Raw genomic sequence first — 23,674 nt, 5'->3', positions numbered from 1 at the left:
AAGAGTTTCCATTAAACGCAGTTTGACACGTAGCATTTCACTAAAATACTACGTGTCAAAGCTTTAAAATTTCACCGCTAATTGCATAATCGGATTATAATCATATATCATTTTTATTATATCATTGTTCTGAATCAGCTCATAGGCTTCTTTTCCAATGCTTGTCATATAGAGCATTGTGATAATAATAAATGCCACCCATACAATGATAAGTGCACAGCCAAGTCCAACAACTCCGCCTGCAAGCCGGTTAATGAATCCCAGCACAGGTAATTCTGCCACAATATCAAGTGCAAATACAATTGCACGCAATATAATGGTCACAATCAAAAATGTTCCCAGGAATGCAATAATATGAATAATTAGTTTTGACAGGAATTCTCCTACATACTGTGCAAATGTCTGTACTCCCAGTTGTGAATAAATTTCACTGTTATTATTGGTAGACAACTGTGTCTTAAATACTGCTGGAAGATCTGCTTTTTCTATAGCTGCTACCTGAAGATCTCTTGGAATATCCGCCCCCTCAATTGCATTTTTGACTTCTTCGCTGACTTCGTCATTATTTACACCGTCTAAAATACTGCTGGAAATTCCATACTGTGCCAGTTGTTCTCCTGTAATCTTTCCATTTACAATATCATCTACCGACACACCGTAAGATTGCAATTCTTCTTCACTAATCCCTGCTGCCTTCAATGCTTTTCGTACACTTTCTGCTGAAATTCCCGTTGAACCACTGTCATCACTGCCTCCGGTCAACTGGGAAGCTGCCGCTTTTGCCATCGTGTTCGTCACCTGACTTTTAATCATGTCATCAATCGGCGTATGCTTTTCTATTGCCGATGAAACATAAGGTGATGCTGCAACTACAATGACAATTGTTAAAATCGTAGTTGCAAGTGACACAGCGATACGAATCGCTCCCCGGTAGATTCCAATCAAAAATCCCAGTAGAAATACTCCTGCTACTGCTATCGTTAACCAATTCCACTCCATACCTTCTCCTTATTTTACAAGACGGACATTCTCCATGCCGTTTGCATTTATCACAATGTATTTATTAACTCCCATAGTTGGAAAAATTTCACGAATATTCGTTTCTATCTCTCCTTCAAATTTCTGTATTCCGCTTTTCAGGAAAATACTGCAGTTATTTCCATCATACATAATCACCTGGCCGCCGCTTAATTTTACATTTCCATAATCCCCGGTAAAATCTTTTGACAATGTCTGCTTTCCCGACGTATTGTAAAGCCGGAGTTCATAACCGCCTTTTCCTTCATTTTTCAAGATGAGACCAATATATTTGTTATCATGAAATACGCTTTTTATCTCTTTGTCTATCTTAATCTGACTAGTCTCTTTCGGAACACTTTCGCCTTGATATATTGTCAGCATATTATCTCCGACTACTGCTGAAATCTTCTGGTTCATAAAAAATCCTTCTGCCATCAGTGTTCCTTTATATTCTTCCTGTGTAACCTGATGATCCGTCTCCTGTTCCCCTGCACTGCCAAAATTATAGTAAACTACCCTTGATGTCACACTGCCGTCCTGCGTATACAAATATGTGACCTGCATCACTTCTGCATCTGATGAAATAGCAACATCCATCGGGTATCCTGTTCCGGTCAGCGATGTCTTATGCTCCACCAGGATATTTCCTGCAGTATCATAACAGACGATTTTGGGTGATGAACTGTCTTTCAACACCGCACACACAATTCCCTGACTGGATACTGTCGCTTTTTCTATCGGAAGCGTTGTATGAATCTCGCCCTTTACACCGTCTTTTTGAAAAATGACAACGTCATTACCGCCTTTGTCAAAAATTATTGCACAATCATCTCCTGCTACAACAGTCGGAGTCTTGATCTGATAAGCCTGGTTCCATTTCTCTTCCCCCTGCCGACTCAAATATGCCATTCCATCTCTACTGTAACGAATCACACCTTCCGAAAATTCCTTGTAATTGCTGTCCGTACTTCCTGCCTCCGGATAAGTGTTCGCCACCCGCACATTCGTATACGTCTGTAAATGTATAAATAAATAGATTCCTACAGAAGCTGCCATAATCAATATGACTACTATCAGAATTCTTATTCTGATTTTCTTTTTATGCGCCTTCACCTGTTCCTCCAGTTGCGCCATCTGTGTTTCTTCATCTTCTGTATTGTCCATGATCCGCCTGACCAGTTTGTCCACATCTTCCGAGTCCCGCACCACCCGCAGATCTTTATTCTTTCGATTCAATATTCAGATTCCCTTCATATTTATTATTTCTCCCTATTGTACCACACTCCGAGCTATGGTAACAATAGCTTTTGCCCGATGAAAATCAGGTTCCCGTCTGACAGCCCGTTCATTTTACAAATTGCCTCTACATGGCCGGTATCCCCATATGTCTTCTTACTGATGCTTGCCAATGTATCTCCTTTTTTCACAGTATAATAGTCCGACTGATTGAGTTGTTCCTGTACGGTCGACACTTCCGGAACCGTTCCTTCTGATTTTGCGTCGTTTGATTTTTTTGTATCACTGGAAGCTTTTACGGAACCGCTGGCTGCAACCGTCTCACTATTCTGATTTTCCTTTGTTTCCTCTTGATTTTGCCCTTCAGACTGTGCATTAATTTGATTTTCATTTTCTCCATTCACACGCTGGTCGTTCACCTGAGCATTATCATCCACCTTTGCCTCTGTTCCTTTCGCACTTGCGAGCTGCTCAAGTGACTGCTGTACAGATTCCATGCGTTCAAAATTATTCATCATTGAGACACCTATTGCCAGTACCACCACCACAAGAAGCGCACTGGTCGCGTATAATAATTTTGAACTCTGACTCTGCTCCTTAATCTCCATTCTCTGCCTCACCGCACTACGAAAATCCTTTGCAGCTCGATCCTCAACCATTTCACTGGGTGTCACGCCATTCTGCCTGCGTGTGTTAATCATGTAATTCTGCATTTGTGGATTTTTTTCATAATAAATGTAATGACCGCCGATCTGCATCAGCTCATTATATTTATAAGCAAAATACATCTCATCACTTGACGAAGCATCTTTCCATATAAAAATCGTATTTTCCTGATCATACATTTTCCGGTGCAGCTCCTGCGCTCCCCGATTCATGCTCATTGGATGTCCTGTCTCCAAAAGACACCAGCCAATTAATTTCTGACCTTTGAAATACTCTTTTTGTTCCTTCTCTATTTTTTCCCAAATTTCTTCGGGAATCTTTAAATTTGTTCCTTCAACTTCTACATCTTCTGCCCGAATTGCTCCTGATATATACACAACCACCTTGTCCTCACATTTTGTGATCTCCCCGGTCAATGCCGCTGCTACAGGTTTCTCCATTGCTTTTTCCTGCAATTGCCCAAGAAATGTGTCTACATAATCCTCCACATAAATCTTTGGCTCATCACAGACATTTCCAATCTGTCTTACATTTTTCGGAAGCTGCCGTTCCATATACTCTCACCTCATTAAACATATTTGCCTCTATGGCGGTGTTAATGATAACACAGAAAATATGCATAATTTATCAATCGGTGAGACCTGTCCCGGAAACTTTACGGCATCACGCCCCTACTTTCGACGTCCTGTCTCCAGAAGACTGCAATACTTGTCAGTAAGGGTCGTAACCCAGCCTTCTCTCGTTCTCGGAAATGTCCGAAATGTCACCGGCCACATGTGTGTCCGGATAATATCTACTTCAATCTGATTTAATGGGAAATATTTCTTCGCATTTCGGTATGCTTTTTCCGGATGCTTCAGACCATGAAACCGCTCCCCCGTCTGGGCAGCATGCGTGTGCCAGTCATAAAGGAACAAATCATGGATCATACCTGCCCGCGCCGCAGATCTCGCATCCAGATGAAACATTTTACAGAGACAGTAATTGCAATAAGCCACCCTAAGACAATGTTTATAGCAGTTTGTTTTCCCATGCTGCGGATATTTTTTCATTTCCAGCACGACCGGATGCTCCGCCAGGTCCTGTATTGACTTGTAAAATTCTCGTTTAGCGGCGTATTTATTTTTTGACATAACTGATAACTCCCCACTTTGAATTGCAAAAAGGCATGTCTCATCAAAGACATGCCCCTCATATTCATAGTTCTATATAATCTCCACTGATCTTACTCGCCAAATACAGCTTTGTAATCAGCCTGGAATTTTGCGATTCCCTGATCTGTTAATGGATGATGTGTCATCTGCTCGATTACCTTGTAAGGTACTGTAGCAATATCTGCTCCGGCAAGCGCACACTCTGTAACGTGCATTGGGTTACGTACACTTGCTGCGATGATTTCTGTCTCAATACCTGCAACCGCGAACATCTCTGCGATCTCTGCAATAAGATCTGTTCCTCTTGTAGAGATATCATCCAGACGTCCTAAGAATGGTGATACATATGTAGCACCTGCTCTTGCAGCAAGAAGTGCCTGATTAGCAGAGAATACAAGTGTAACATTCGTCTTGATTCCCTCAGCTGTAAGAACTTTAACTGCCTTAAGTCCCTCTACTGTCATCGGAATCTTAACTACCATGTTCGGATGAATCTTTGCGATTGCTCTTCCTTCCTCGATCATTCCCTCAGCATCAACAGTTGTAGCTTTAACCTCACCGCTGATTGGTCCATCAACGATAGATGCAATCTCTGCGATAACTTCTTCAAATACTCTTCCCTCTTTTGCAATCAGGGATGGATTTGTTGTTACTCCGCAGATAACTCCCATGTCGTTTGCCTTTTTGATGTCTTCTACCTTAGCTGTGTCGATGAAAAATTTCATTTTTTCTGTTCCTCCTTTAATCTATGAACTCATTGTTCATTCTTACTGCCCACCTAAGCAAATTATAGACCAGTTGCCTGCATATATCAAGATATATTTTGTCAAGCAGTAAAACTGCACAAATCAATTTGGGACAGGTGTGAGAGGAGAAAAAAGGCGAAAATACGCGGTAGTTGAAAAAATTGGGGACGGGTTTTTTTAGAAAAACCCCGTCCCCAATTTTCTTTTTTAGCACTTTTCACAATTGTGTGCGTCCTTCTAATGCGCGCAATAATGTTACTTCATCAATATACTCCAGATCTCCGCCTACCGGCACGCCGCTGGCAATGCGGCTGACTTTGACTCCGGTGGGTTTTATCAGCTTGCTGATATACATCGCGGTCGTCTCGCCTTCCAGGCTTGAATTTGTCGCAATGATGACTTCTTCTACATCGCCTTCCAGGCGCCGGATCAGTTCTTTCAGCTTGATGTCTCCCGGACCGATGCCAAGCATCGGGGAGATTGCACCGTGAAGTACATGGTAGACGCCGTTGTATTTTCCTGTCTTTTCGTAAGCTGCCAGGTCTCTTGTATTCTCTACAACCATAATTGTCTTATGATCGCGATTTAAATTACTACAGATTGGGCAGAGTTCCTGATCCGTCAGGGTGCAGCATTCTTTGCAGTAACGTACATTTTCTCTTGCCTCGACCATAGTGTCTGCCAGACGTTTCACTTCTTCTTTCGGCATATGTATCAGATGAAATGCCAGTCTGGATGCTGACTTTGCACCAATGCCCGGCAATCTGGACAGCTCGTCAATCAATTTGCTGATCTGGTTACTATAGTAATCCATTCATGCCTCCTGTGAATTTGGACATACTTGCTGCAGATGCTTCATCTACTTTGTCAAGTGCCTCGTTCACTGCTGCCACAAGGAGATCTTCTAACATTTCTACATCATCTGGATCTACAACTTCTTCATCCAGTTTTACTTTTACAAGTTTTTTGGATCCTGATACTGTGACTTCTACAGCTCCGCCACCGGCAGTTGCTGTAAATTCTTTTGTCTCCATTTCTTTTGCCTGCTCTTCCATCTGACGCTGCATCTTTTGAGCCTGCTTCATTAAGTTTGCCATGTTCCCCGGCATTCCGCCTCCTGGAAATCCACCTCTTTTTGCCATAATTAATCATCCTCCACTACAATATCCATATTGATTAGTTTTTCTATATCTACAAAACTGTCCTCAAATCTCCGTCCTTCTTCTACCTGACGGACATCGATGTCCAGTTTTTTTCCGATTTTACTCTCGATCAGATTTCTGATTTCTTCTTTATGTTCTTCTGTTCCTACTACCCCGGCTCCTACTGCATCCGGCAATACAATCAGAAGTCTGTTTCCTTCTCCTGCACTTAGTCTTGCCTGCTTCAGATAATTCCGCAGCATTGGCGATGCATCCGATGTGAGTTTACGGAAATCTTTTGCCACTTGTTTTACATCTTCATTCAGAGCTTCCGGAAGTTCCGGTTTTTTCTTCGGTTCCTGTTCTGCTCCTTCCGCTCCATTTACATAGACAATACGTTCTCTCGCCGCATTTTCCATAAAATCACCGTTTTCCAGCTTTTCCTCTATTGCCCGCAGGCGGTCAAGCAATGTATCTGGATTTGTCTCCATTGCCGGACGACACAATTTAATCAGTGCTACCTCCAGCATGACCCTCTTCTGGGTTGAATATTTTAACTGACTGGTCAGATCTGAAAATACGCGGATATACCGGATCAATGCATCATCCTCGATCATCTGAGCCTCTTCTTTCAGCCGTGCCAGATTCTCACTGGATACATCTAACACATCTTCCATATCATCAGAGCTTCTGACAAGCAGAAGGTTTCTGAGATACCACGTAAAATCTGCTGAGAGCTGCGACAGTTCTCTTCCCTGCATGACCAACTCATCTACAATCTCAACGACACTGTGTACATCTCTGTCCAAAATCTTACGAAGCAGTCGGCTGAATACTTCCGTGTCCACCGCCCCCAGTACTTCCAGCACATGGTCGTATGTCAGCTTCTGTCCGATGTAAAATGCAGCACACTGATCCAAGAGACTTAATGCATCACGCATGGAACCGTCTCCCATACGTGCAATATATCGGACTGCCTTTTCTTCTACATCCCATCCTTCTTTATTAATCAATTCCTGCAATCTTGCTGAAATAGTCTCGATGGAAATGCGTTTAAAATCATATCTCTGACACCGGCTTAAAATCGTGACTGGAATCTTATGCGCCTCTGTAGTCGCCAGTATAAATATGACATACTCTGGCGGCTCTTCCAGCGTCTTCAAAAGTGCATTAAAGGCCCCGATAGACAGCATATGCACCTCATCAATGATATACACTTTATAACGTCCTTCTGTTGGACGATAGGCGACCTCTTCCCGGATTTCACGAATGTTATCGACACCATTATTGGAAGCCGCATCGATTTCAATCACATTCATGGAATTGCCTGCGGCAATCGCCTTACAAACTGCACACTCTCCACACGGGCTTCCGTCTACCGGGTGTTCACAGTTAACTGCTTTTGCAAATATCTTGGCAACCGTTGTTTTTCCGGTTCCCCTTGTTCCACAGAACAGGTATGCGTGTCCGATACGATCTGCTTCGATCTGATTCTTAAGCGTCCGCACAATTGCATCCTGTCCCTTTACATCTTCAAATTCATTTGGCCGGAATTTCCGGTATAAAGCCATATATGACATGGTTATTATTCATCTCCAAAACTAATTCCGGTGATCTTTGCCTGTCTGATGATCTCAGACTTCGGATCAACATATTTTAACTTTCCTGCTACTTCACTAAGCGGGACACGAACAATCTTATCATTCTTTACGGACATCATACAACCATAATTTTCATCTAAGATCGCGCGGGCAGCTTCTGCGCCGAGTCTTGTTGACAATACACGGTCAAATGGACACGGGGATCCACCTCTTTGTGTGTGTCCGGGAATTGCGATACGCACTTCCTGCTGAGTTCTCTTCTGAACTTTTTCTGCCATCTCATAAGCTACAGAAGGATATTTCTTCTTTGCCTGTTTGTCCTTTAATTCTTTCTTGGAAAGCTTCGCGTCTTCCTTGGAAATAGCTCCTTCTGCCACTGCGATAATGGTAAACTTTTTACCTGATTTGGCACGTTTGTCTATTGCCTCTGCAATCACATCCATGTCATAAGGAATCTCCGGAAGCAGAATAATGTCGGCACCGCCTGCAATTCCTGCGTGCAGCGTTACCCAGCCAACTTTATGTCCCATGATCTCAATAATAAATACACGGTTGTGGGAAGTTGCTGTTGTATGGATACGATCGATCGTATCTGTTGCGACTTCAACCGCACTGTGGAATCCAAATGTCATATCTGTTCCCCACAGATCGTTATCGATCGTCTTCGGAAGCGTCACAACATTTAAGCCTTCCTCACGCAGAAGGTTTGCTGTCTTATGAGTTCCATTTCCACCAAGGATCACAAGACAATCCAGACTTAACTTGTGATAAGTGTGCTTCATAGCTTCTACTTTGTCCAGCCCATTTTCATCCGGTACACGCATTAGTTTGAACGGCTGTCTTGAAGTTCCAAGGATTGTTCCTCCGACTGTTAAAATTCCTGAGAAATCTTCAGCTTTAAGCATTCTGAAGTTCGAGTAGATCAAACCTTTATATCCCTCTTCAAATCCATAAATCTCCACGTCTTTACGTGCCTGAAACAGTCCTTTCACCACGCCGCGCATTGCTGCATTCAGTGCCTGACAGTCTCCACCACTTGTCAACATTCCAATTCTAAGCATCTGTTTTTCCTCCTGCATCTCGTGTCATTATCTTAAAGTCATCTAATAATTCCTGTCTATGGAATCATATCTGCTCACAGCAGCAGTTGCTGTAACCAGTATCAAACAGCTTTGCTATCTATTATTTCGTCAGTACTTCTACACTCTTTTCTTTTACAAGTACCATGTACTCTACCTGGGCTGACAATCCGTCATCATCTGTATATACGGTCCAGCCGTTATCCTCATCTACATAGAACTCCGGTGTTCCCTCGTTGATCATCGGCTCGATTGTGAACATCATACCAGGAACAAGCACCATTTCACTGCCTTTTGGTGTTACATAACTTACAAATGGCTCTTCGTGGAATTCAAGACCAATTCCATGTCCTCCAATTTCCTCTACAACAGAATATCCATTTTTCTTTGCATGCGTGTTAATCGCATATGCAATATCTCCCAGATGCCCCCATGGCTTTGCTGCCTTTAGGCCACGCTCTACACACTCCTGTGTTACACGCACGATCCGTTCTGCTCTTTCGGACACATTTCCAATCTTGAACATACGAGAAGCATCTGAATAATATCCATTTAAAATGGTTGATACGTCTACATTGATAATATCCCCTTCTACAAGGATTTCATTCTCACTTGGAATTCCGTGGCATACAACATTATTGATCGATGTGCACACACTCTTTGGAAATCCTTCATATCCAAGCGGTGCCGGAATTCCTCCGTGTTCTGTCGTGAAATCATATACAAGCTTATCGATCTGCGCTGTGCTCATACCAGCTTTGATATGTGCAGCCACATGATCCAGTACTGCTGTGTTGAGGTCAGCACTCTTTCTGATTTCGGCAATCTGCTCCGGTGTCTTAAGAAGTGACCGGTCCGGAACAATCTGTCCTTTTTCTGCAAGCGCCCAAAGTTTTACGTCTAACCTATCCATAATTAACGTCCATCTCCTTCAAAACAAGTGCGGAGTACGCACCCATGTTTACAACTATCTCTCCATCTTCTACTATATACTCTTCGTACTCAGTTGTGTAGCCCTCATGATAAGAATACATCAGCCTTCTCATACGTCCACGCATCGGGATTTCTGCCTGCCATACAGGAACCGTTACTTCCTCCAGAGCATCACTGTTATTAATGATTACAACAATCCGCTGGTTCTGATCTGTTCTTGCATAAGCCAATACATTTTCCCGCCACTCAAGCATCTGAACAGAACCTTCCCTGAACACCGGATATCGCTTGTGAATCCGGATCATTTCTCTGTGAAATGCAATCAGCTCCTGATCTTCATGCCCCCACGGATACGTACGTCGGTTGTCTGGATCCGTAAAGCCGCACACGCCGGCCTCGTCGCCATAATAAACAGTTGGTGCGCCCGGCCACGTCATCTGCATAACGACCGCCTCACGCATAACTGCCACATTGACATTTTCATTGGCTGCTTCTGCCCCCAGTTCCTGCACACGGCCGACTCTGTGATTCGTTCTCGTCAGGAATCTGGAATGGTCATGATTCGACAATTCATTCATGGAAACCTGCAGGGACGGCGTCATCATATTGCTCATGTGATGACGTATCGCATTTACAAATGCGTCGGCGTTGCCTCTTAAGTCTTCTCTTGCCTCGTCACTGTGCTTCTCCATCCCAGTCAAAAACCAGGTGACCGGCTCCATAAATGCGTCGTAGTTCATGATGGTATCCCACTCATCACCTTCCAGCCACTCGCTTGGATCTCCGTAATGCTCCGCCAGGATCAGTGCTTCCGGATTTGCTTCTTTTACAACTTTACGGAACTTTTTCCAGAATTCGTGATTGTACTCGTTACTTCTTCCAAGATCCGCTGCCACATCCAAACGCCAGCCATCCGCATTGTACGGCGGTGACACCCATTTCTTCGCAATCTCAAAAATATAAGCTTCCAGTTTCGGTGAATCTTCGTAGTTCAGCTTCGGCAGTGTATCATGTCCCCACCATCCGTCATATGAACCATTGTATGGCCAGCGTTCCCGCTCTTCCTGAAAGAACCGGAAATAGCTGCGATACGGGCTGTCTGCGTTGACATATGCTCCCGGCGCATACCCTTCCTGTTTCTCGTAAATGCGCTCTCTGTCCAGCCATTTATTGAAGGATCCACAGTGATTGAACACTCCATCCAGAATCACCTTCATGCCGCGCCGATGCACCTCTTCCACAAACTGAACAAAAAATTCATTGCTGGCTTCCAGATTCTTTTTGTCCGTCACTCGTTTTTGATATTTCGTGGCATTGGCATTTTCATGATCGCCCTCTGCCAGTATATTTCCGCCGTCTTCAACAATCACTCCATAATGAGGATCAATGTAATCATAATCCTGAATGTCATATTTGTGATTGGAAGGAGATACAAAAATTGGATTAAAGTATAACACTTCTACTCCAAGATCCTGTAAATAGTCCAGTTTATCCCAGACTCCTTTTAAATCTCCACCATAGAATTCCCGCACATCCATGGTTGCCGGATAGCGGTTCCAGTCTGTAACTTTTCTACTGTAGTCTCCGATATAGTAATATTCCCGGTCTTCCACATCATTGTCAGGGGCACCGTTGCAGAAACGATCTGTAAATATCTGATACATGACTGCGCCTTTCGCCCACTTCGGTGTACGAAAGCCCGGACAGACTACATAATCATAGTCTGACACCACTCGCTCTGACACTCCGCACCGGTTATAATAGCATACTTCACTGCCGCTTCGGATCTCAAAATAATACCGGAACGGCTCCTCACCCAGCTGTCTTTTTATCTCATAATAGTCAAATACTTCGCCCGTCTGTGCCTTCTCCATCTCATACCGGATTTTCTCGTGAACAAGGCAGACATGTTCTGCATCGTCCTTAGCGGTACGGAACCGGAACACAACTTCTTCGTTGCGCTCCGGTTCGGACGGATTCACATACTGCGAAGTACCGTCGCAAAATAATGCTTTCTTATTCATCTATGCTTCATCTCCAAACAACGCTTCAAACTCTTCTCTGGAAATCTTTTCTTTTTCCAAAAGCAGTTCTGCACATGCATGAAGTACATGATCGTACTCATGAATAATGCTCTTCGCCTTTGCATAGCACTCATCTATGATCCGTTTTACTTCCTGATCGATCACACCGGCAACATTCTCACCGTAACCCCTGGAAGCATGGGCAAGATCTCTTCCGATGAAAACTTCATCGCTGTCATCGTCGTAATTGATCAGTCCGACTTTCTCAGACATACCGAACTTCGTTACCATGGATTTCGCAATACCAGTCGCCTGTTTAATATCCTGAGAAGCTCCTGTCGTAATATCATCAAAAATGATTTCTTCCGCAACACGGCCGCCAAGTGCCACTGTGATATCCTGCAGCATCTTGCCTTTTGTATTGAACATTTCGTCCTGCTCCGGAAGCGGCATCGTATATCCGCCGGCACTTCCGGTCGGAATGATAGATACACTGTACACCGGTCCCACGTCCGGAAGGACATGGAACAAAATTGCATGACCTGCCTCGTGGAAAGCTGTGATTCTTCTTTCTTTTTCAGAAATAACACGGCTCTTTTTCTCTGCTCCGATTCCGACTTTGATAAATGCTTTCTGGATGTCTTCCTGCTTTAAGAAGAGGCGTCCTGCTTTTGCTGCCAGAATTGCCGCTTCATTTAATAAGTTCTCAAGATCTGCTCCTGCAAATCCTGCAGTTGTCTGCGCGATCTGTTTCAGATTGATCTCCTCACTGAGCGGTTTCCCCTTTGCGTGAACTTTTAAAATTTCTTCTCTTCCCTGTACATCCGGTCTTCCGACTACGACTTTACGGTCAAAACGTCCCGGACGAAGGATTGCAGGATCCAGAATGTCGACACGGTTCGTTGCTGCCATGACAATGATCCCTTCATTGACACCGAATCCGTCCATCTCAACAAGTAACTGGTTCAATGTCTGCTCACGCTCATCATGACCGCCGCCCATACCGGTTCCTCTTCGTCTTGCGACTGCATCAATCTCATCGATAAAAATGATGCACGGTGCATTTTTCTTAGCCTCTTCGAATAAGTCACGGACTCTGGAAGCTCCGACTCCGACAAACATTTCCACAAAATCAGATCCGGAAATAGTAAAGAACGGAACTCCTGCCTCTCCGGCTACTGCCTTGGCCAGCAGTGTCTTTCCGGTTCCCGGAGGTCCCACAAGGAGAACTCCTTTCGGGATACGCGCTCCAACCTGGATATATTTCTTAGGTTCTTTCAGGAAATCAACGATCTCCTCCAGCTCCTCTTTCTCTTCTTTCAGTCCTGCAACATGATCAAATGTAACCTTCTTGTCGCTGTCTGTGCTTAACTTTGCACGACTCTTTCCAAAGCTCATGGCTTTGCTTCCGGCATTTCCTCCCTGACGGTTCATCATCATAAAAATGAACATCACACCTGCAAGTGTAAGAAGCACCGGCAGAATTGTTGTTGAAAACAATGTGTCCTGCGGAACATCTGCCATATCATAGTCCAGCTTATTCTCTTTCAGATAATCCTGCACTTCATTAATATCTGAAACATACAGATACCGCACCTGCTTACCGTCTTTATCTTCCTTCTTCAGTTTGATTTCCACATGTCCGGTCGGCACATTTTTATTCTGAATCACAGAAATGCTGTCTACATTGTCTCCTGTAACCAGTGTCTGAAACTCACTCCAGGTAAGTCTGTCACTCTGGTTCTCGAACATGTTCGTAAACCAGAGCACTGCAAACAGGAATACAACAAGAACTAAAAGACCGGCTCCGCTGATTCCTTTATTTTTTCTAGTGTCCAAGCTTTTTGCTCCCTTCTACTCCACACCTTCTACAACTCCGATGTATGGAAGATTTCTATATTTCTGGGCATAATCCAGACCGTAGCCCACAACAAATTCATCTGGAATGTTAAATCCGACATAATCAACCTTCACGTCTTTGACACGTCTTTCCGGTTTATCTAATAATGTACAAAGTCTCAGGCTCTTTGGTCCACGTTTTTTAAGAATTTCAATCAGATAAGAAAGTGTTCTTCCTGAATCAATGATATCTTCTACGATCAGAACATCTTTTCCTTCCAGTGTCTCATCAAGGTCTTTTGCAATCTTAACTACACCGCTTGAAGCTGTTCCGTCACCATAACTGCTAACACTCATAAAGTCCATGGACACCGGCACGGTAATTCTCTTTGCCAGTTCGCACATAAAGAATACGCCACCTTTTAATACACAGATGAGATGCACTTCTTTTCCTTCATAATCTTTACTGATCTGCTCTCCAAGATCACGGATCCTCTTATCAACTTCTTCTTCCTCAACTAATACTCTTACTGTCTCTGCCATAATTTTCTCCTTTGCAAAAGTGAATTTCTAAAATCTTTTTTGTAGATTCTGTAATCTGATAACGCTGGCTCTGTCTGTGACCGACCACCCACATAATATCGTGCCCATCTGCCACCAGCCAGACTTTCTCTCGCTCTTCCTGCGAAATTTTCTCATTAATAAAATACTTTTTCAGCCTTTGCGTTCCTCCATTTTTATTAATTGCAAGGACATCTCCGGCCTGTCTGTGTCTGATTTCCACAGTGTTATTAATTATATCATAATCGAACCATTTCGTGTAGGTTTTTTCGGGAAATGCTTTCATTCCAGGTGGTCTTTCGAAAATGCGGAACTGAAACAAAGCCTCTGGATTTTCTATATTTTCATCATTTAAATGGTTTGGATCAATCATTTTTGTAGAAATGACTGGTTTCTTTTCAAACTTCACTCCTCCATAAATGCGGCTCGCCGTCACAGCATAAGGCAAATCTATTTTCCGTCCCACCTGCCGGTTCAAAAGCTCCTCTACCGCCTGTACATGTACTGCACTGATATCCTTCTCGTGCCCCGCAGCTTCACAGATGATCCGGTGGATCACATAACTTTTTAACGGTACCGGGACTTTGTCATATTCATTTTTATTCAGAATCAGACTAATAGCTCCTGTAGCAAGATTTGTTTCTTTCCGACATGATTGTGGCTCTATCTGCAACACTTTTTTCTTATACTCCTCAATCTGCATATCCACATAACTCCAAAGTTCACGCACGCTCTGAGCTGTTCTGGAAATGTGCCAGACTGCCTGTTCATTTATTTCCTCCAGTTGTGGAATAACCTGATTACGAAGCTTATTTCTTGCATAAACATTTTCTGCATTCGTCTCGTCTGTACAATAAGATATTCCCACTTTTTCTAGATATGATTCAATCTCATTTCTTCCTATATTAAGAAGTGGACGAATCCAAAATCCGGACACCGGCGCAATCCCGCCAAGTCCCCGGACATCTGTTCCCCGGCACAAATGAAATAACACGGTCTCGGCCTCATCATTTCTGTGGTGTGCCAGCGCAATTTTCCCAAAACCTTGCGTGCTCTCTTGTCTGCCATTGGCACACTCAGCATGATGGACCTGGATATCACCATATTGAGCATTGTCACATGGAACATCACTATACTGGTTTCTTACTTCCAGAAATGCCTCTCTCCTGGCCTTTCTGCCCGCTTCCTCTTCAGACATATTCCAGCATTTTGCAAGTTCTCTTATATTCTTATGATAAACAACAAGCGGAACATTCCACGCATCACAAATTTTCCGCACATAACGCTCGTCTGCGTCAGCACTGTCTCCGCGAAGGCCATGATGTACATGCACCGCCGTAATTTCCAATGTTCCATCTCCGCTTTTTTGTCGTTCATCCCGAAGCTTTGTAAGCACAAAAAGCAGGCATACGGAATCTGCACCTCCCGATACGCCTACAATTACTCTGTCCTTTTTCTCCAGCATATGCTGTTCTTCTACATAAGCTTTTACTCTCTGATACATCTGCTTTATCCTGTTAGGACGACTCTCTAATCATCTGCCCAAACATTTCCTCGCTTATTTGTTATTCAAGAATGACTTTGATTTCTGCCCAAATATGAGCCTAAAAGTGAAGTGTAAGCTTCACAATATGCTTCACACTATACTTCACAATATGCTCCGCAATATGCTCCACAATATGCGAATCGTGGGCAATATCTGATATCAATATATAAAATTTGCCCGCAAATTGCAAGTTTTCCATATATTTTCTCTATTTCACTATTTACATATAGACCATATTCCTTTTTTATTCTTAGAGGCAAATACTTCAACTACAATGATATTCTAAAGCTTCCAAATTCCTGTCACAAGAATTGTCATATCATCAAGAGGCGCTGCGCCTGCATATTCCATGACCCGGTTCAAAATGTGATGTGCCATTTCTCCCGGATTCTGGGACTCCACCTGACAAATGAATTCTTCCATGAGGCTGTCCTGTTTCCCCGTCGGCAAGGTGTCCAATACACCGTCTGTCACCATAATAAGAAAGTCTCCATCTTCAAGTTGTCGCCGCTCCGGTTCTATATCAATCCTTGCCAGCGCACCAATCGGAAGGGAAATAGAATGCACTTCCTCCACCTCATCTTTTCGTTTTATATATGTAGTGGCTGCTCCTGCTTTTACTATCTCACAGCTTGCATCGTACAGATCAATAATCGCCACATCAATCGTGGAAAACATTACTTCTTCCCGACCGGTCACGAGGGCTGTATTCATAATCTGAACTGCCGTTTTTACCGGGAATCCAGCGTTTAAAAGCTCTTCTAACATCTCCACTACCATCGTACTCTCCCGAAATGCGCGCTCACCTGAACCCATACCGTCTGACAGTGCCACACCTTTTCTTCCTCCCGGCAAGTCCGAGGTCAAAAATGTATCTCCGGAAATTTTCTCGCTGCCTTTTCCTATTTTGGCCACACCCTGGATCGTGTGAAATCTTGCTCCTTCCACACAGGCAACTGTGCAGTACTCGTCCCCGATAATTGGGCGTTCTCCCCTCCCGGGAACCATGATCCGGCCTGCCATTTTCCCAACTTCTGACGCCAGTTCTTTCATAGCGACAATATGCCCCTTGGACGCCTTTAACGTCAAATGTATCTCATATTTCCCCTGGGCGGTCATATAAAAAACCGAGGACAAAATCTTGATTCCGGACTTTTTTAACTGATTTCGGATTTTCTTTTTCAAATGCTCATCTTCAAATATCCCGGCATCCAGCTCGTGAGTCGTATAGCACAAAGTCTTCGCCAGGTCATTTAACTGCGCAGCAAAGCCCTCCCGGTTCTGTACCATTTTATTATTCCATATCAACTTCTGTCTCACATTTTCATAATTTTCCAGTGTCTCCCGCAAAAATCTCGGTGCCAAAAGGCACTGCTTCATAAGCCTGCGTTTTAATTCCACATTTAGCTCGGCACCGTAGTCCTGAACCGCACACAGAATTTCCCGCATCATATGATACGTTTGCTGCCGTCTCTCCCCCAGACATTTTTCTCGATTTTCACACTCCCGGCACACCTTCTGAGTCACACGCTCAAAAATATCGTCATTTTCCTCATTTGTAAATGTGGCGCGATAATCCTCCAGCTTTGAAAATGTATCTGACAGCTTCTTTAAAGATCCCGCAAACTTGTCTACTTGAATCACATACGGATTCGTGAAAATCTGTGCTCCCCGCTCTTTCAATTCCTGCATAAAAATCTCCCCTTACTAATTCTTCTATCTCAGCTTTCGTATTCCCGCTCCGCTTTTTTCAAGAATGCCTCGGCATTCTTGTTGTGAGGTGCGCGTCATGCAATTGCATGACTTACTTCTACTGCGCGCCTCTGCAAGTCTACACTCCGTTTCGGTCGGCGCAAAACCATTGTCCACCGGACAATGTGCGCCCTGCCGGAGGCTTTTTTATATAATAGGAAATGCAATTTCTATTATGATTAGGGTGTCAAAAGGTCACTGACCTTTGATATATATTTGTACCTTGAAAACTTAACACGATATATGAAATGAAATCATATCGATATCTGGTAAATTCAAGAATGCCTCGGCATTCTTGCTGCGAGGTGCGCATCATGCAATTGCATGACATACTTCTACTGCGCACCTCTGCAAGTCTACACTCCGTTTCGGTCGGCGCAAAACCATTGTCCACCGGACAATGTGCGCCCTGCCGGAGGCTATATCAGCTGGGGGATTGACTCCCACCACTGATACCAGCTTGTTTCTCACCACCTATAGAGGTGGGAGTCATCTCCCAGCTGATATATACGCTGATAATCAGTTTATGAAAGACTATCTGGAACAACAGAATACTTTTGATGAAGGAGCTTTTATTGTTGCAGATGGTGCTTATAGCAGTGAAGAAAATTCGCAGATAGCAGCATTGGATTTTCAAAAGCTATTGGATTATATCAATAGCTTGAATAATTGCGCTCCAAAAATAGAAACGGCATAAAACAACCAAGAAAGTCATCTGCAATATCGTTAGTCCACAAGTCTAAGGCAAAACTCAAACGCAATTCGTGTTAAATTTTCAAGGTACAAATAAAATCATATATTAATTAACGTGTCTTTTGACACCCTAATCCTATTATACAAAAAAGCTTCGGGCTTTCGCCCAAAGCTTTTTCATTCGTTACTTTGCTTTTAATATGATCTCATTTTCATTCACCAGACCAAGCTTTTCCTTCGCAATCTCTTCCACATACTCGTCAGTTCCAACGTATGCTTCCATATCATCTATCTCCTGTGATCTGGCTTTCTCTTCATCTATCTGTTTCTTAAGCTCCGTCTCCTGAGCCAAATAACTTTTCTCCTTCGCCCGAAGAGAAATTCCACCGACCACTACAAGTGCTGTCATCAAAAGAATTACACCTGTAATTACAAGCACACTCAACTTGTGTTGATTCGTCCGCCTCCTGGACCTTCTCTTACGGCTATTACGCCTTGTATCTTTCATATTAATACTCACCCTTGTCTTCGGTTCCCACACCGATTTATACCTTTTTATAATAATAACTTTTTTCCTGAAATTTATCAAGTTTTACGGGTGTAGATTTTTTTACACATTTTTTTAACTTTCTGCAAAAGCCATGACATCAAGCACGCTCCAACTACAACACCTAGTATATAATACCAGCGCACACTACCACTACTAGTGTGGTAAATTTGCACAAACAGATACATTTCCACAAAAATCCAGTAAAACAAGTCCTCTATTCCGACTGCGAGAAACGAATGTTTCACAATATCCCGGAAGCATTCCAGGCATCTGTATGTTCCTCTTAAAAATAATCCAGATGAAAATGCAGTCAGAAAAATTAATAATTCTTTTTCAATCCCAATCATTGACTTTCCTGCAACTTTCCACACACATTAACGAAACAAACGTGCAAATAAATTCTCTCCCTGTTTTTGTTCTGCATGCACATCCGAATAAGCAATACTGTCAATATTTCCGGACAAATCCACTTCTCCTTTTTCCAGACTCAGCCGGTTTACATGAAGGTCCGTCCCCTTCACCATCAACATTCCCTGCTCCGTTTCCAGTAGAACTTCATTCAAATCAAAAGATAATACATCCTTCACACCCGTCACCAGACTTGCGGTCCGGTTATTCAAAACCAGTTTATGCCCCCGCATAGCTGGTTTTGATACATTTCTCTCATCCATGCACATCACAACCTTTCTTAGTAATCATATGAAAGGTACCCTGCATTTATTACAGATATTTGAACAAGTCTTTCGCCTCTTCCTTCTTCGTCGTCTCCTGAATATCCAGGACTTCAACTTTCACAGTTCTTGTACCAAACTGAATTTCAATAATATCTCCGACTTTAACCTTGACGGAAGCCTTCGCAACACTACCATTGACCAGCACTCGCCCAGCATCACAAGCTTCATTTGCAACCGTTCTGCGCTTGATTAAACGCGACACCTTCAAAAATTTATCTAATCTCATAATATTTCTCCATTTTCTTCCAATTGGGGACGGGGTTTTTTCAAAAAAACCCCGTCCCCAATTAAATTGTACGCTTCTTACACACAATTTCCATATACCAAAAAGAACGAGGAGCCAACAACTCCCCGCCCGTACACTTATCTAGAACTAATCCATTACTCGTTAACAGCGTCTTTTAATGCTTTACCAGCTTTGAACTTAGGTGCTTTGCAAGCTTCAATCTTCATTGTCTCCCCTGTAGACGGATTTCTTCCCTCTCTTGCAGCTCTCTCGCTTGTCTCGAATGTTCCGAATCCAACTAACTGAATCTTATGACCTTTCTTAAGTTCTTCTGTAACTACATCAACAAAAGCTTTTAAAGCTTTTTCAGAATCTTTCTTAGAAATCTCTGCTTTGTCAGCAATAGCTGCTACTAATTCTGTTTTGTTCATGGATAATTTCCTCCTCCTGTTTATCTAGGCACCCTGCCTCTAGATATTGTTATACCTGTTTTCCCTATATTTGTCAAGGATATTTACCCTTTTTACCGCGTATTTATAGGCTTTTTAGGCATTTTTAAGATTCAAATCCGAGCATCAAAAAAGTGATTTAAAAAATGTTCTTTTTCCTTCATTTGTCTAACTGCCATCTGCATTTTTTCAACATTTTTTATTGATATCCATGCTTTATTTGAATGATAATATGAATTTGCAACTTTAAAAAATTTTTCTGGATACATCAATCTATTTTTCAAATACTCCAATTCATTTTTCCCCAACGGTATAATTGCTGAATATGCATTGAGTATTCCATCGCTGATCCATTCTTTGAAACCTTGTTTTTCCATTGCCTTTCTTAAGAAATAATACAAATCCTCTACTTGAACATTCTTTTTAAAATGATCAAAATTCACCGTGTAAACATTTAACTTTCTATGCCCATAATTATCTTTTTCAGAAGTCGCATCAAACAAAATATTGTGGTAATTGTATTCACCATGTACCATATATCCTGCATCAATGCTTTGTTGATAAAGCTGTTTATATCCCGAAGCTTTCAGGCTTTTAACCGCTGCGTCTGCCCATGCTTCCATCTGATCAAAATACTCCAGGAACAAATATTCAAACTCCCCTTTCGGAGAAACATTTCTGATGTATGCCCGCACTTTACGTAATTCTCGATTATGTCTTATATACCCCTCCTCCAAATTCTCCGCTTCCGACACATTTTCCATTATTTTTTTTCTCATCAACAAATGTATCTTCGCCAAATTACCTGCTGCCTCAAAAAGTTCTGCCGCTCTTCTTACATCGCATTCCCGTCCCGGCGGCATTCGTCTAAGCATGTAAATACTTCCATCAACCCCCTTTGTCACATAATCTCCTTCCCGGTTTTTCACTGGCATATCTATAGTTTGATAACCATAATCCATAAAATACTCATACAATTCGATAAGCGCAGGAAGCCTCTTTTCAGATACCCCTACCTCTCTCATTAAAAACACACCCTTATCTGTGCTGCATAAAATAGCACCCCTGGTCTTCCGGGTGCTATTTACGGCAATTTCATATTGTTCTAATATATTATCTCGTTCATAATCTTGCATATTCAGCCCCCTGCACTCTACTACATATTCTCTCTATCCTATGAAAACAATTGCGAAAATATGCAAATGGGGACGGGGTTTTTTCAAAAAAACCCCGTCCCCATTTGAACTTCAACCTGTCCCTTTTTAAATTGTAGCTTTTTTCAGTAAAATTTCTTTCTGATTCAATTCCGGATCTTCTATAACCATTTCCAGTAATCGATTCAATATTTCACCAATTTCTTTTCCTGGCTTAATTCCAATAGCTATCAAATCGCTACCACTTACAGCCAGTTCTTTCAATGAAACACATTGCTTCGCCTCTTTAATTTTTGCATACAGTGTTTCTATATCATCTAAATTTTTTAGTTTTCGTTCCCGCAAATATGTACTCTGTGCTAACACATCCGCACGTCTCACTTCCATATAATATTCGAAAATGTCTTCGCCAATCTTATTCATGGCTCTCCTTACATTTTTCGCTTCTGCCGGCATACGATAATCATGATAAAGCACCAGCCTTGCAACAGTTCGAATTGTCTCATTATCAAATTTTAATCTTTTTAAAATTTCTTTGGCAATATGCTCACTACCAATTGCATGTTTTTTAAAATGTGCCTGTCCCGTCTCATCCATAGTCTTGTACTCAGGTTTCCCCATGTCATGAAGCAACATTGTAATACGTAATATTCTATCCGGACGCACCCTCATTAATGCATGTAATGTATGCTCCCCTACATTGTACATATGGTGTGGCGTCTCCTGTTCCGTCTTCATAAGAAGATCAAATTCCGGCAAAAACTGCTTTGTAATTCCAAGCTCATAAGCTGTCCGTAACATATCCGGTCTATCAGAAACTAACGTTTTTACCAGTTCCACCTGAATTCGCTCTGCACTAATTTTCCGAAGCGTTGGAGCCAGCTCTTTCATAGCCATTCTCGCCTCGTCATCAATTTCAAATCCAAGCTGTGCCGCAAACCGTATTCCTCTTAATATACGCAAAGCATCTTCCGAAAATCTTGCCGTTGCATCTCCCACACAGCGAATAACTCCTTTTTTCAAATCTTCCATTCCGCCAAAAATATCTACAAGTCCATCTGCATCATTATATGCCATCGCATTGATTGTAAAATCTCGACGGAGAAGATCCTCTTTTAACGACCTAGTAAATGTAACCTCCTTCGGATGTCTGTTATCTTCATATTTTCCATCAATTCGATAGGTCGTCACCTCGTATCCTTCATGATCGAGCAAAACTGTAATTGTTCCATGCTCAATCCCTGTATCAAATGTCTTATCAAACAATGTTTTTGTTTCCTGAGGCATCGCAGAAGTTGTAATATCCCAATCTTGAGGAATTCGTCCCAATACGGAATCCCGTACACATCCTCCGACCGCATAAGCCTCATAACCATGTGTCTGAAGCGTCTCTATAATCTTTTTCACATTCTCAGGTAATACAATCTTCCGGTTTTCCATTCTCATATGCCTCCTTATTAATCTGTATTATTATAACACACTTTCAATTGGGGACGTGTTTTTTTCAAAAAAACTCCGTCCCCAATTGAATCTTATCCTGTCCCCTTTTGAATTGTGTAAAGTTCACCTTCAATTTGTTTTCTAATCCTCTTTACATAACTTTTCGAGACTCCTAGCTTTTCTTTTACTGCATTTTCGAATTGCACTCTACTTTCTACGAACTGTAAAATCTCCAATCCTTGAAGTTGTCTTTGTTCTTGCATGTTCCAAAGTATTTCCCACGCCAATTCTACATACTGCCTATACTCTTCCTCTTCTGTATCTAAAAACACATTTTCATCCTTTTCCTGATGAAAAGTTCCAATTGATGTCCCATCTTTAAATTTTTCCTCATATAACTTTAATGCTTTTTCACTTAATACTTCTCTATTCTTTCTTTTCCCAGTATATTCCCTCATACTGCTATGTTCATATTGCATTATGTTACTACATATTTTTGCTTTTACTGGATTCATATGAATATAACGCAAGCAGCTCCAAAAATACCTTTCATCTTCTATACACTGCGTATTATATCGATTTTCAAATACATAACCCGTACGATTATGCTTATAATTATAATATTTCGCATATCTTCCCAGCACTTTTGCCATAAATATTGGCATAATTTCTTTCTCAGCTTTTGCTAAAAGGTGAAAATGATTTGACATAACACAATATGCATAGATCTCAATATTACAATCTTTTAAATTGTCTTTAAGCAAATTCAAAAACCTGGTTTTTTCGCGTTTTTCACCGAAAATATTTTCCCGATCCAAACCTCTGGATACAATATGATAAAAACCCGTTGCACTTTCACGCCTTGCTCTTCTCGGCATAGGCATCCTCCTCCCTATCTACTTTTCTTCTATAAATGTTGGCAATTCTCGGCGACACGCCAAATACTGATAATAATGTAGAAATATCATGAATAACAAGAATTGCGTTGTAGAATTAAATTAACACATTTGTTTCTATAATGCAAGAAATTTACGAACACAATACCATAAAATTCAATTGGGGACGGAGGTTTTTTAAAAACAATGTCATTAAGTTAAGGATAAAATTGTAATTATTGAGGCTTTGACAC

General features: G+C 42.1%; 24 protein-coding genes. 1 reads left to right on the top strand and 23 read right to left on the bottom strand.

Annotation, left to right across the window (positions count from 1 at the left end):
* Positions 1-63: 63 nt before the first annotated feature.
* The 15 genes from LI164_RS14275 to LI164_RS14205 form a co-directional block, all read right to left on the bottom strand.
* Positions 64-999, bottom strand: coding sequence for a CvpA family protein (locus tag LI164_RS14275; protein WP_117657406.1), 936 nt, complete (start codon positions 997-999; stop codon positions 64-66).
* A gap of 9 nt (positions 1,000-1,008) precedes the next feature.
* Complete coding sequence (locus LI164_RS14270) at positions 1,009-2,256, bottom strand: DUF5711 family protein (protein ID WP_173794276.1); 1,248 nt, start codon at positions 2,254-2,256, stop codon at positions 1,009-1,011.
* Positions 2,257-2,309: 53 nt separating this feature from the next.
* On the bottom strand, positions 2,310-3,476 hold the full coding sequence (locus LI164_RS14265) for a LysM peptidoglycan-binding domain-containing protein (RefSeq protein WP_227087307.1): 1,167 nt from the start codon (positions 3,474-3,476) through the stop codon (positions 2,310-2,312).
* Between the two features lie 117 nt (positions 3,477-3,593).
* A complete protein-coding gene (locus LI164_RS14260; protein WP_117495817.1) occupies positions 3,594-4,055 on the bottom strand; it encodes a phosphohydrolase in 462 nt (153 codons plus the stop codon).
* Between the two features lie 92 nt (positions 4,056-4,147).
* Positions 4,148-4,801 carry a fructose-6-phosphate aldolase gene (fsa, locus tag LI164_RS14255; RefSeq protein ID WP_005335290.1) on the bottom strand — a complete coding sequence of 218 codons (654 nt, stop codon included), beginning with the start codon at positions 4,799-4,801 and terminating at the stop codon, positions 4,148-4,150.
* A gap of 238 nt (positions 4,802-5,039) precedes the next feature.
* Positions 5,040-5,636, bottom strand: a complete 597-nt coding sequence (gene recR, locus LI164_RS14250; RefSeq protein ID WP_005335277.1) for a recombination mediator RecR — start codon at positions 5,634-5,636, stop codon at positions 5,040-5,042.
* Entirely contained in the window at positions 5,623-5,964 is a 342-nt protein-coding gene (locus LI164_RS14245; protein ID WP_005335276.1) for a YbaB/EbfC family nucleoid-associated protein, read from the bottom strand. The genes recR and LI164_RS14245 overlap by 14 nt, the downstream gene beginning before the upstream one ends.
* A gap of 2 nt (positions 5,965-5,966) precedes the next feature.
* A complete protein-coding gene (gene dnaX / locus LI164_RS14240) occupies positions 5,967-7,544 on the bottom strand; it encodes a DNA polymerase III subunit gamma/tau (protein WP_147567463.1) in 1,578 nt (525 codons plus the stop codon).
* Between the two features lie 5 nt (positions 7,545-7,549).
* A complete protein-coding gene (locus tag LI164_RS14235; RefSeq protein ID WP_040015637.1) occupies positions 7,550-8,626 on the bottom strand; it encodes a 6-phosphofructokinase in 1,077 nt (358 codons plus the stop codon).
* 121 nt (positions 8,627-8,747) lie between these two features.
* Positions 8,748-9,557, bottom strand: coding sequence for a type I methionyl aminopeptidase (map, locus tag LI164_RS14230; RefSeq protein ID WP_005335270.1), 810 nt, complete (start codon positions 9,555-9,557; stop codon positions 8,748-8,750).
* Positions 9,550-11,601 (bottom strand): glycoside hydrolase family 13 protein, encoded by a 2,052-nt coding sequence (locus tag LI164_RS14225; RefSeq protein WP_227087306.1) that lies wholly within the window; start codon positions 11,599-11,601, stop codon positions 9,550-9,552. The genes map and LI164_RS14225 overlap by 8 nt, the downstream gene beginning before the upstream one ends.
* Entirely contained in the window at positions 11,602-13,440 is a 1,839-nt protein-coding gene (gene ftsH / locus LI164_RS14220) for an ATP-dependent zinc metalloprotease FtsH (protein ID WP_117495813.1), read from the bottom strand. It abuts the gene before it with no gap.
* A gap of 15 nt (positions 13,441-13,455) precedes the next feature.
* Positions 13,456-13,983, bottom strand: coding sequence for a hypoxanthine phosphoribosyltransferase (hpt, locus tag LI164_RS14215; protein WP_005337320.1), 528 nt, complete (start codon positions 13,981-13,983; stop codon positions 13,456-13,458).
* On the bottom strand, positions 13,955-15,505 hold the full coding sequence (tilS, locus tag LI164_RS14210; protein WP_227087305.1) for a tRNA lysidine(34) synthetase TilS: 1,551 nt from the start codon (positions 15,503-15,505) through the stop codon (positions 13,955-13,957). Before tilS ends, hpt begins: the two co-directional genes overlap by 29 nt.
* Positions 15,506-15,829: 324 nt before the next feature.
* Positions 15,830-17,239 (bottom strand): SpoIIE family protein phosphatase, encoded by a 1,410-nt coding sequence (locus LI164_RS14205; RefSeq protein WP_227087304.1) that lies wholly within the window; start codon positions 17,237-17,239, stop codon positions 15,830-15,832.
* 586 nt (positions 17,240-17,825) lie between these two features.
* On the opposite strand from LI164_RS14205, the gene LI164_RS14200 reads away from it, so the two are divergent.
* On the top strand, positions 17,826-17,996 hold the full coding sequence (locus LI164_RS14200; protein ID WP_227087303.1) for a hypothetical protein: 171 nt from the start codon (positions 17,826-17,828) through the stop codon (positions 17,994-17,996).
* Positions 17,997-18,176: 180 nt separating this feature from the next.
* Here LI164_RS14200 and LI164_RS14195 read toward each other — a convergent pair whose 3' ends face one another.
* From LI164_RS14195 to LI164_RS14160, 8 genes are all read right to left on the bottom strand, one after another.
* The gene (locus LI164_RS14195) at positions 18,177-18,500 is read right to left on the bottom strand and encodes a septum formation initiator family protein (protein ID WP_040015635.1); all 324 of its coding nucleotides are present in this window, start codon (positions 18,498-18,500) and stop codon (positions 18,177-18,179) included.
* Between the two features lie 77 nt (positions 18,501-18,577).
* Positions 18,578-18,889: a spore cortex biosynthesis protein YabQ gene (gene yabQ / locus LI164_RS16380; RefSeq protein ID WP_005335224.1), complete on the bottom strand. Its 312-nt coding sequence runs from the start codon at positions 18,887-18,889 to the stop codon at positions 18,578-18,580.
* A 27-nt stretch (positions 18,890-18,916) separates the two neighbouring features.
* The gene (yabP, locus tag LI164_RS14185; RefSeq protein ID WP_005335222.1) at positions 18,917-19,213 is read right to left on the bottom strand and encodes a sporulation protein YabP; all 297 of its coding nucleotides are present in this window, start codon (positions 19,211-19,213) and stop codon (positions 18,917-18,919) included.
* Between the two features lie 49 nt (positions 19,214-19,262).
* Positions 19,263-19,502 carry an RNA-binding S4 domain-containing protein gene (locus LI164_RS14180; RefSeq protein ID WP_005335220.1) on the bottom strand — a complete coding sequence of 80 codons (240 nt, stop codon included), beginning with the start codon at positions 19,500-19,502 and terminating at the stop codon, positions 19,263-19,265.
* 155 nt (positions 19,503-19,657) lie between these two features.
* The gene (locus tag LI164_RS14175; RefSeq protein ID WP_005335218.1) at positions 19,658-19,933 is read right to left on the bottom strand and encodes an HU family DNA-binding protein; all 276 of its coding nucleotides are present in this window, start codon (positions 19,931-19,933) and stop codon (positions 19,658-19,660) included.
* A 131-nt stretch (positions 19,934-20,064) separates the two neighbouring features.
* On the bottom strand, positions 20,065-21,087 hold the full coding sequence (locus LI164_RS14170; protein ID WP_117606247.1) for a MarR family transcriptional regulator: 1,023 nt from the start codon (positions 21,085-21,087) through the stop codon (positions 20,065-20,067).
* 126 nt (positions 21,088-21,213) lie between these two features.
* The gene (locus LI164_RS14165) at positions 21,214-22,545 is read right to left on the bottom strand and encodes a CCA tRNA nucleotidyltransferase (RefSeq protein WP_117495808.1); all 1,332 of its coding nucleotides are present in this window, start codon (positions 22,543-22,545) and stop codon (positions 21,214-21,216) included.
* Between the two features lie 92 nt (positions 22,546-22,637).
* Positions 22,638-23,423, bottom strand: a complete 786-nt coding sequence (locus LI164_RS14160) for a transposase (protein ID WP_227079270.1) — start codon at positions 23,421-23,423, stop codon at positions 22,638-22,640.
* Positions 23,424-23,674: the final 251 nt, after the last annotated feature.

The sequence above is a fragment of the Dorea sp. 210702-DFI.3.125 genome (genome assembly GCF_020560945.1).
Taxonomy (GTDB): Bacteria; Bacillota; Clostridia; order Lachnospirales; family Lachnospiraceae; genus Dorea; species Dorea formicigenerans.
Note: the sequence above shows the minus strand (reverse complement) of the source record. Positions and strands in the feature narration are given on the sequence as shown.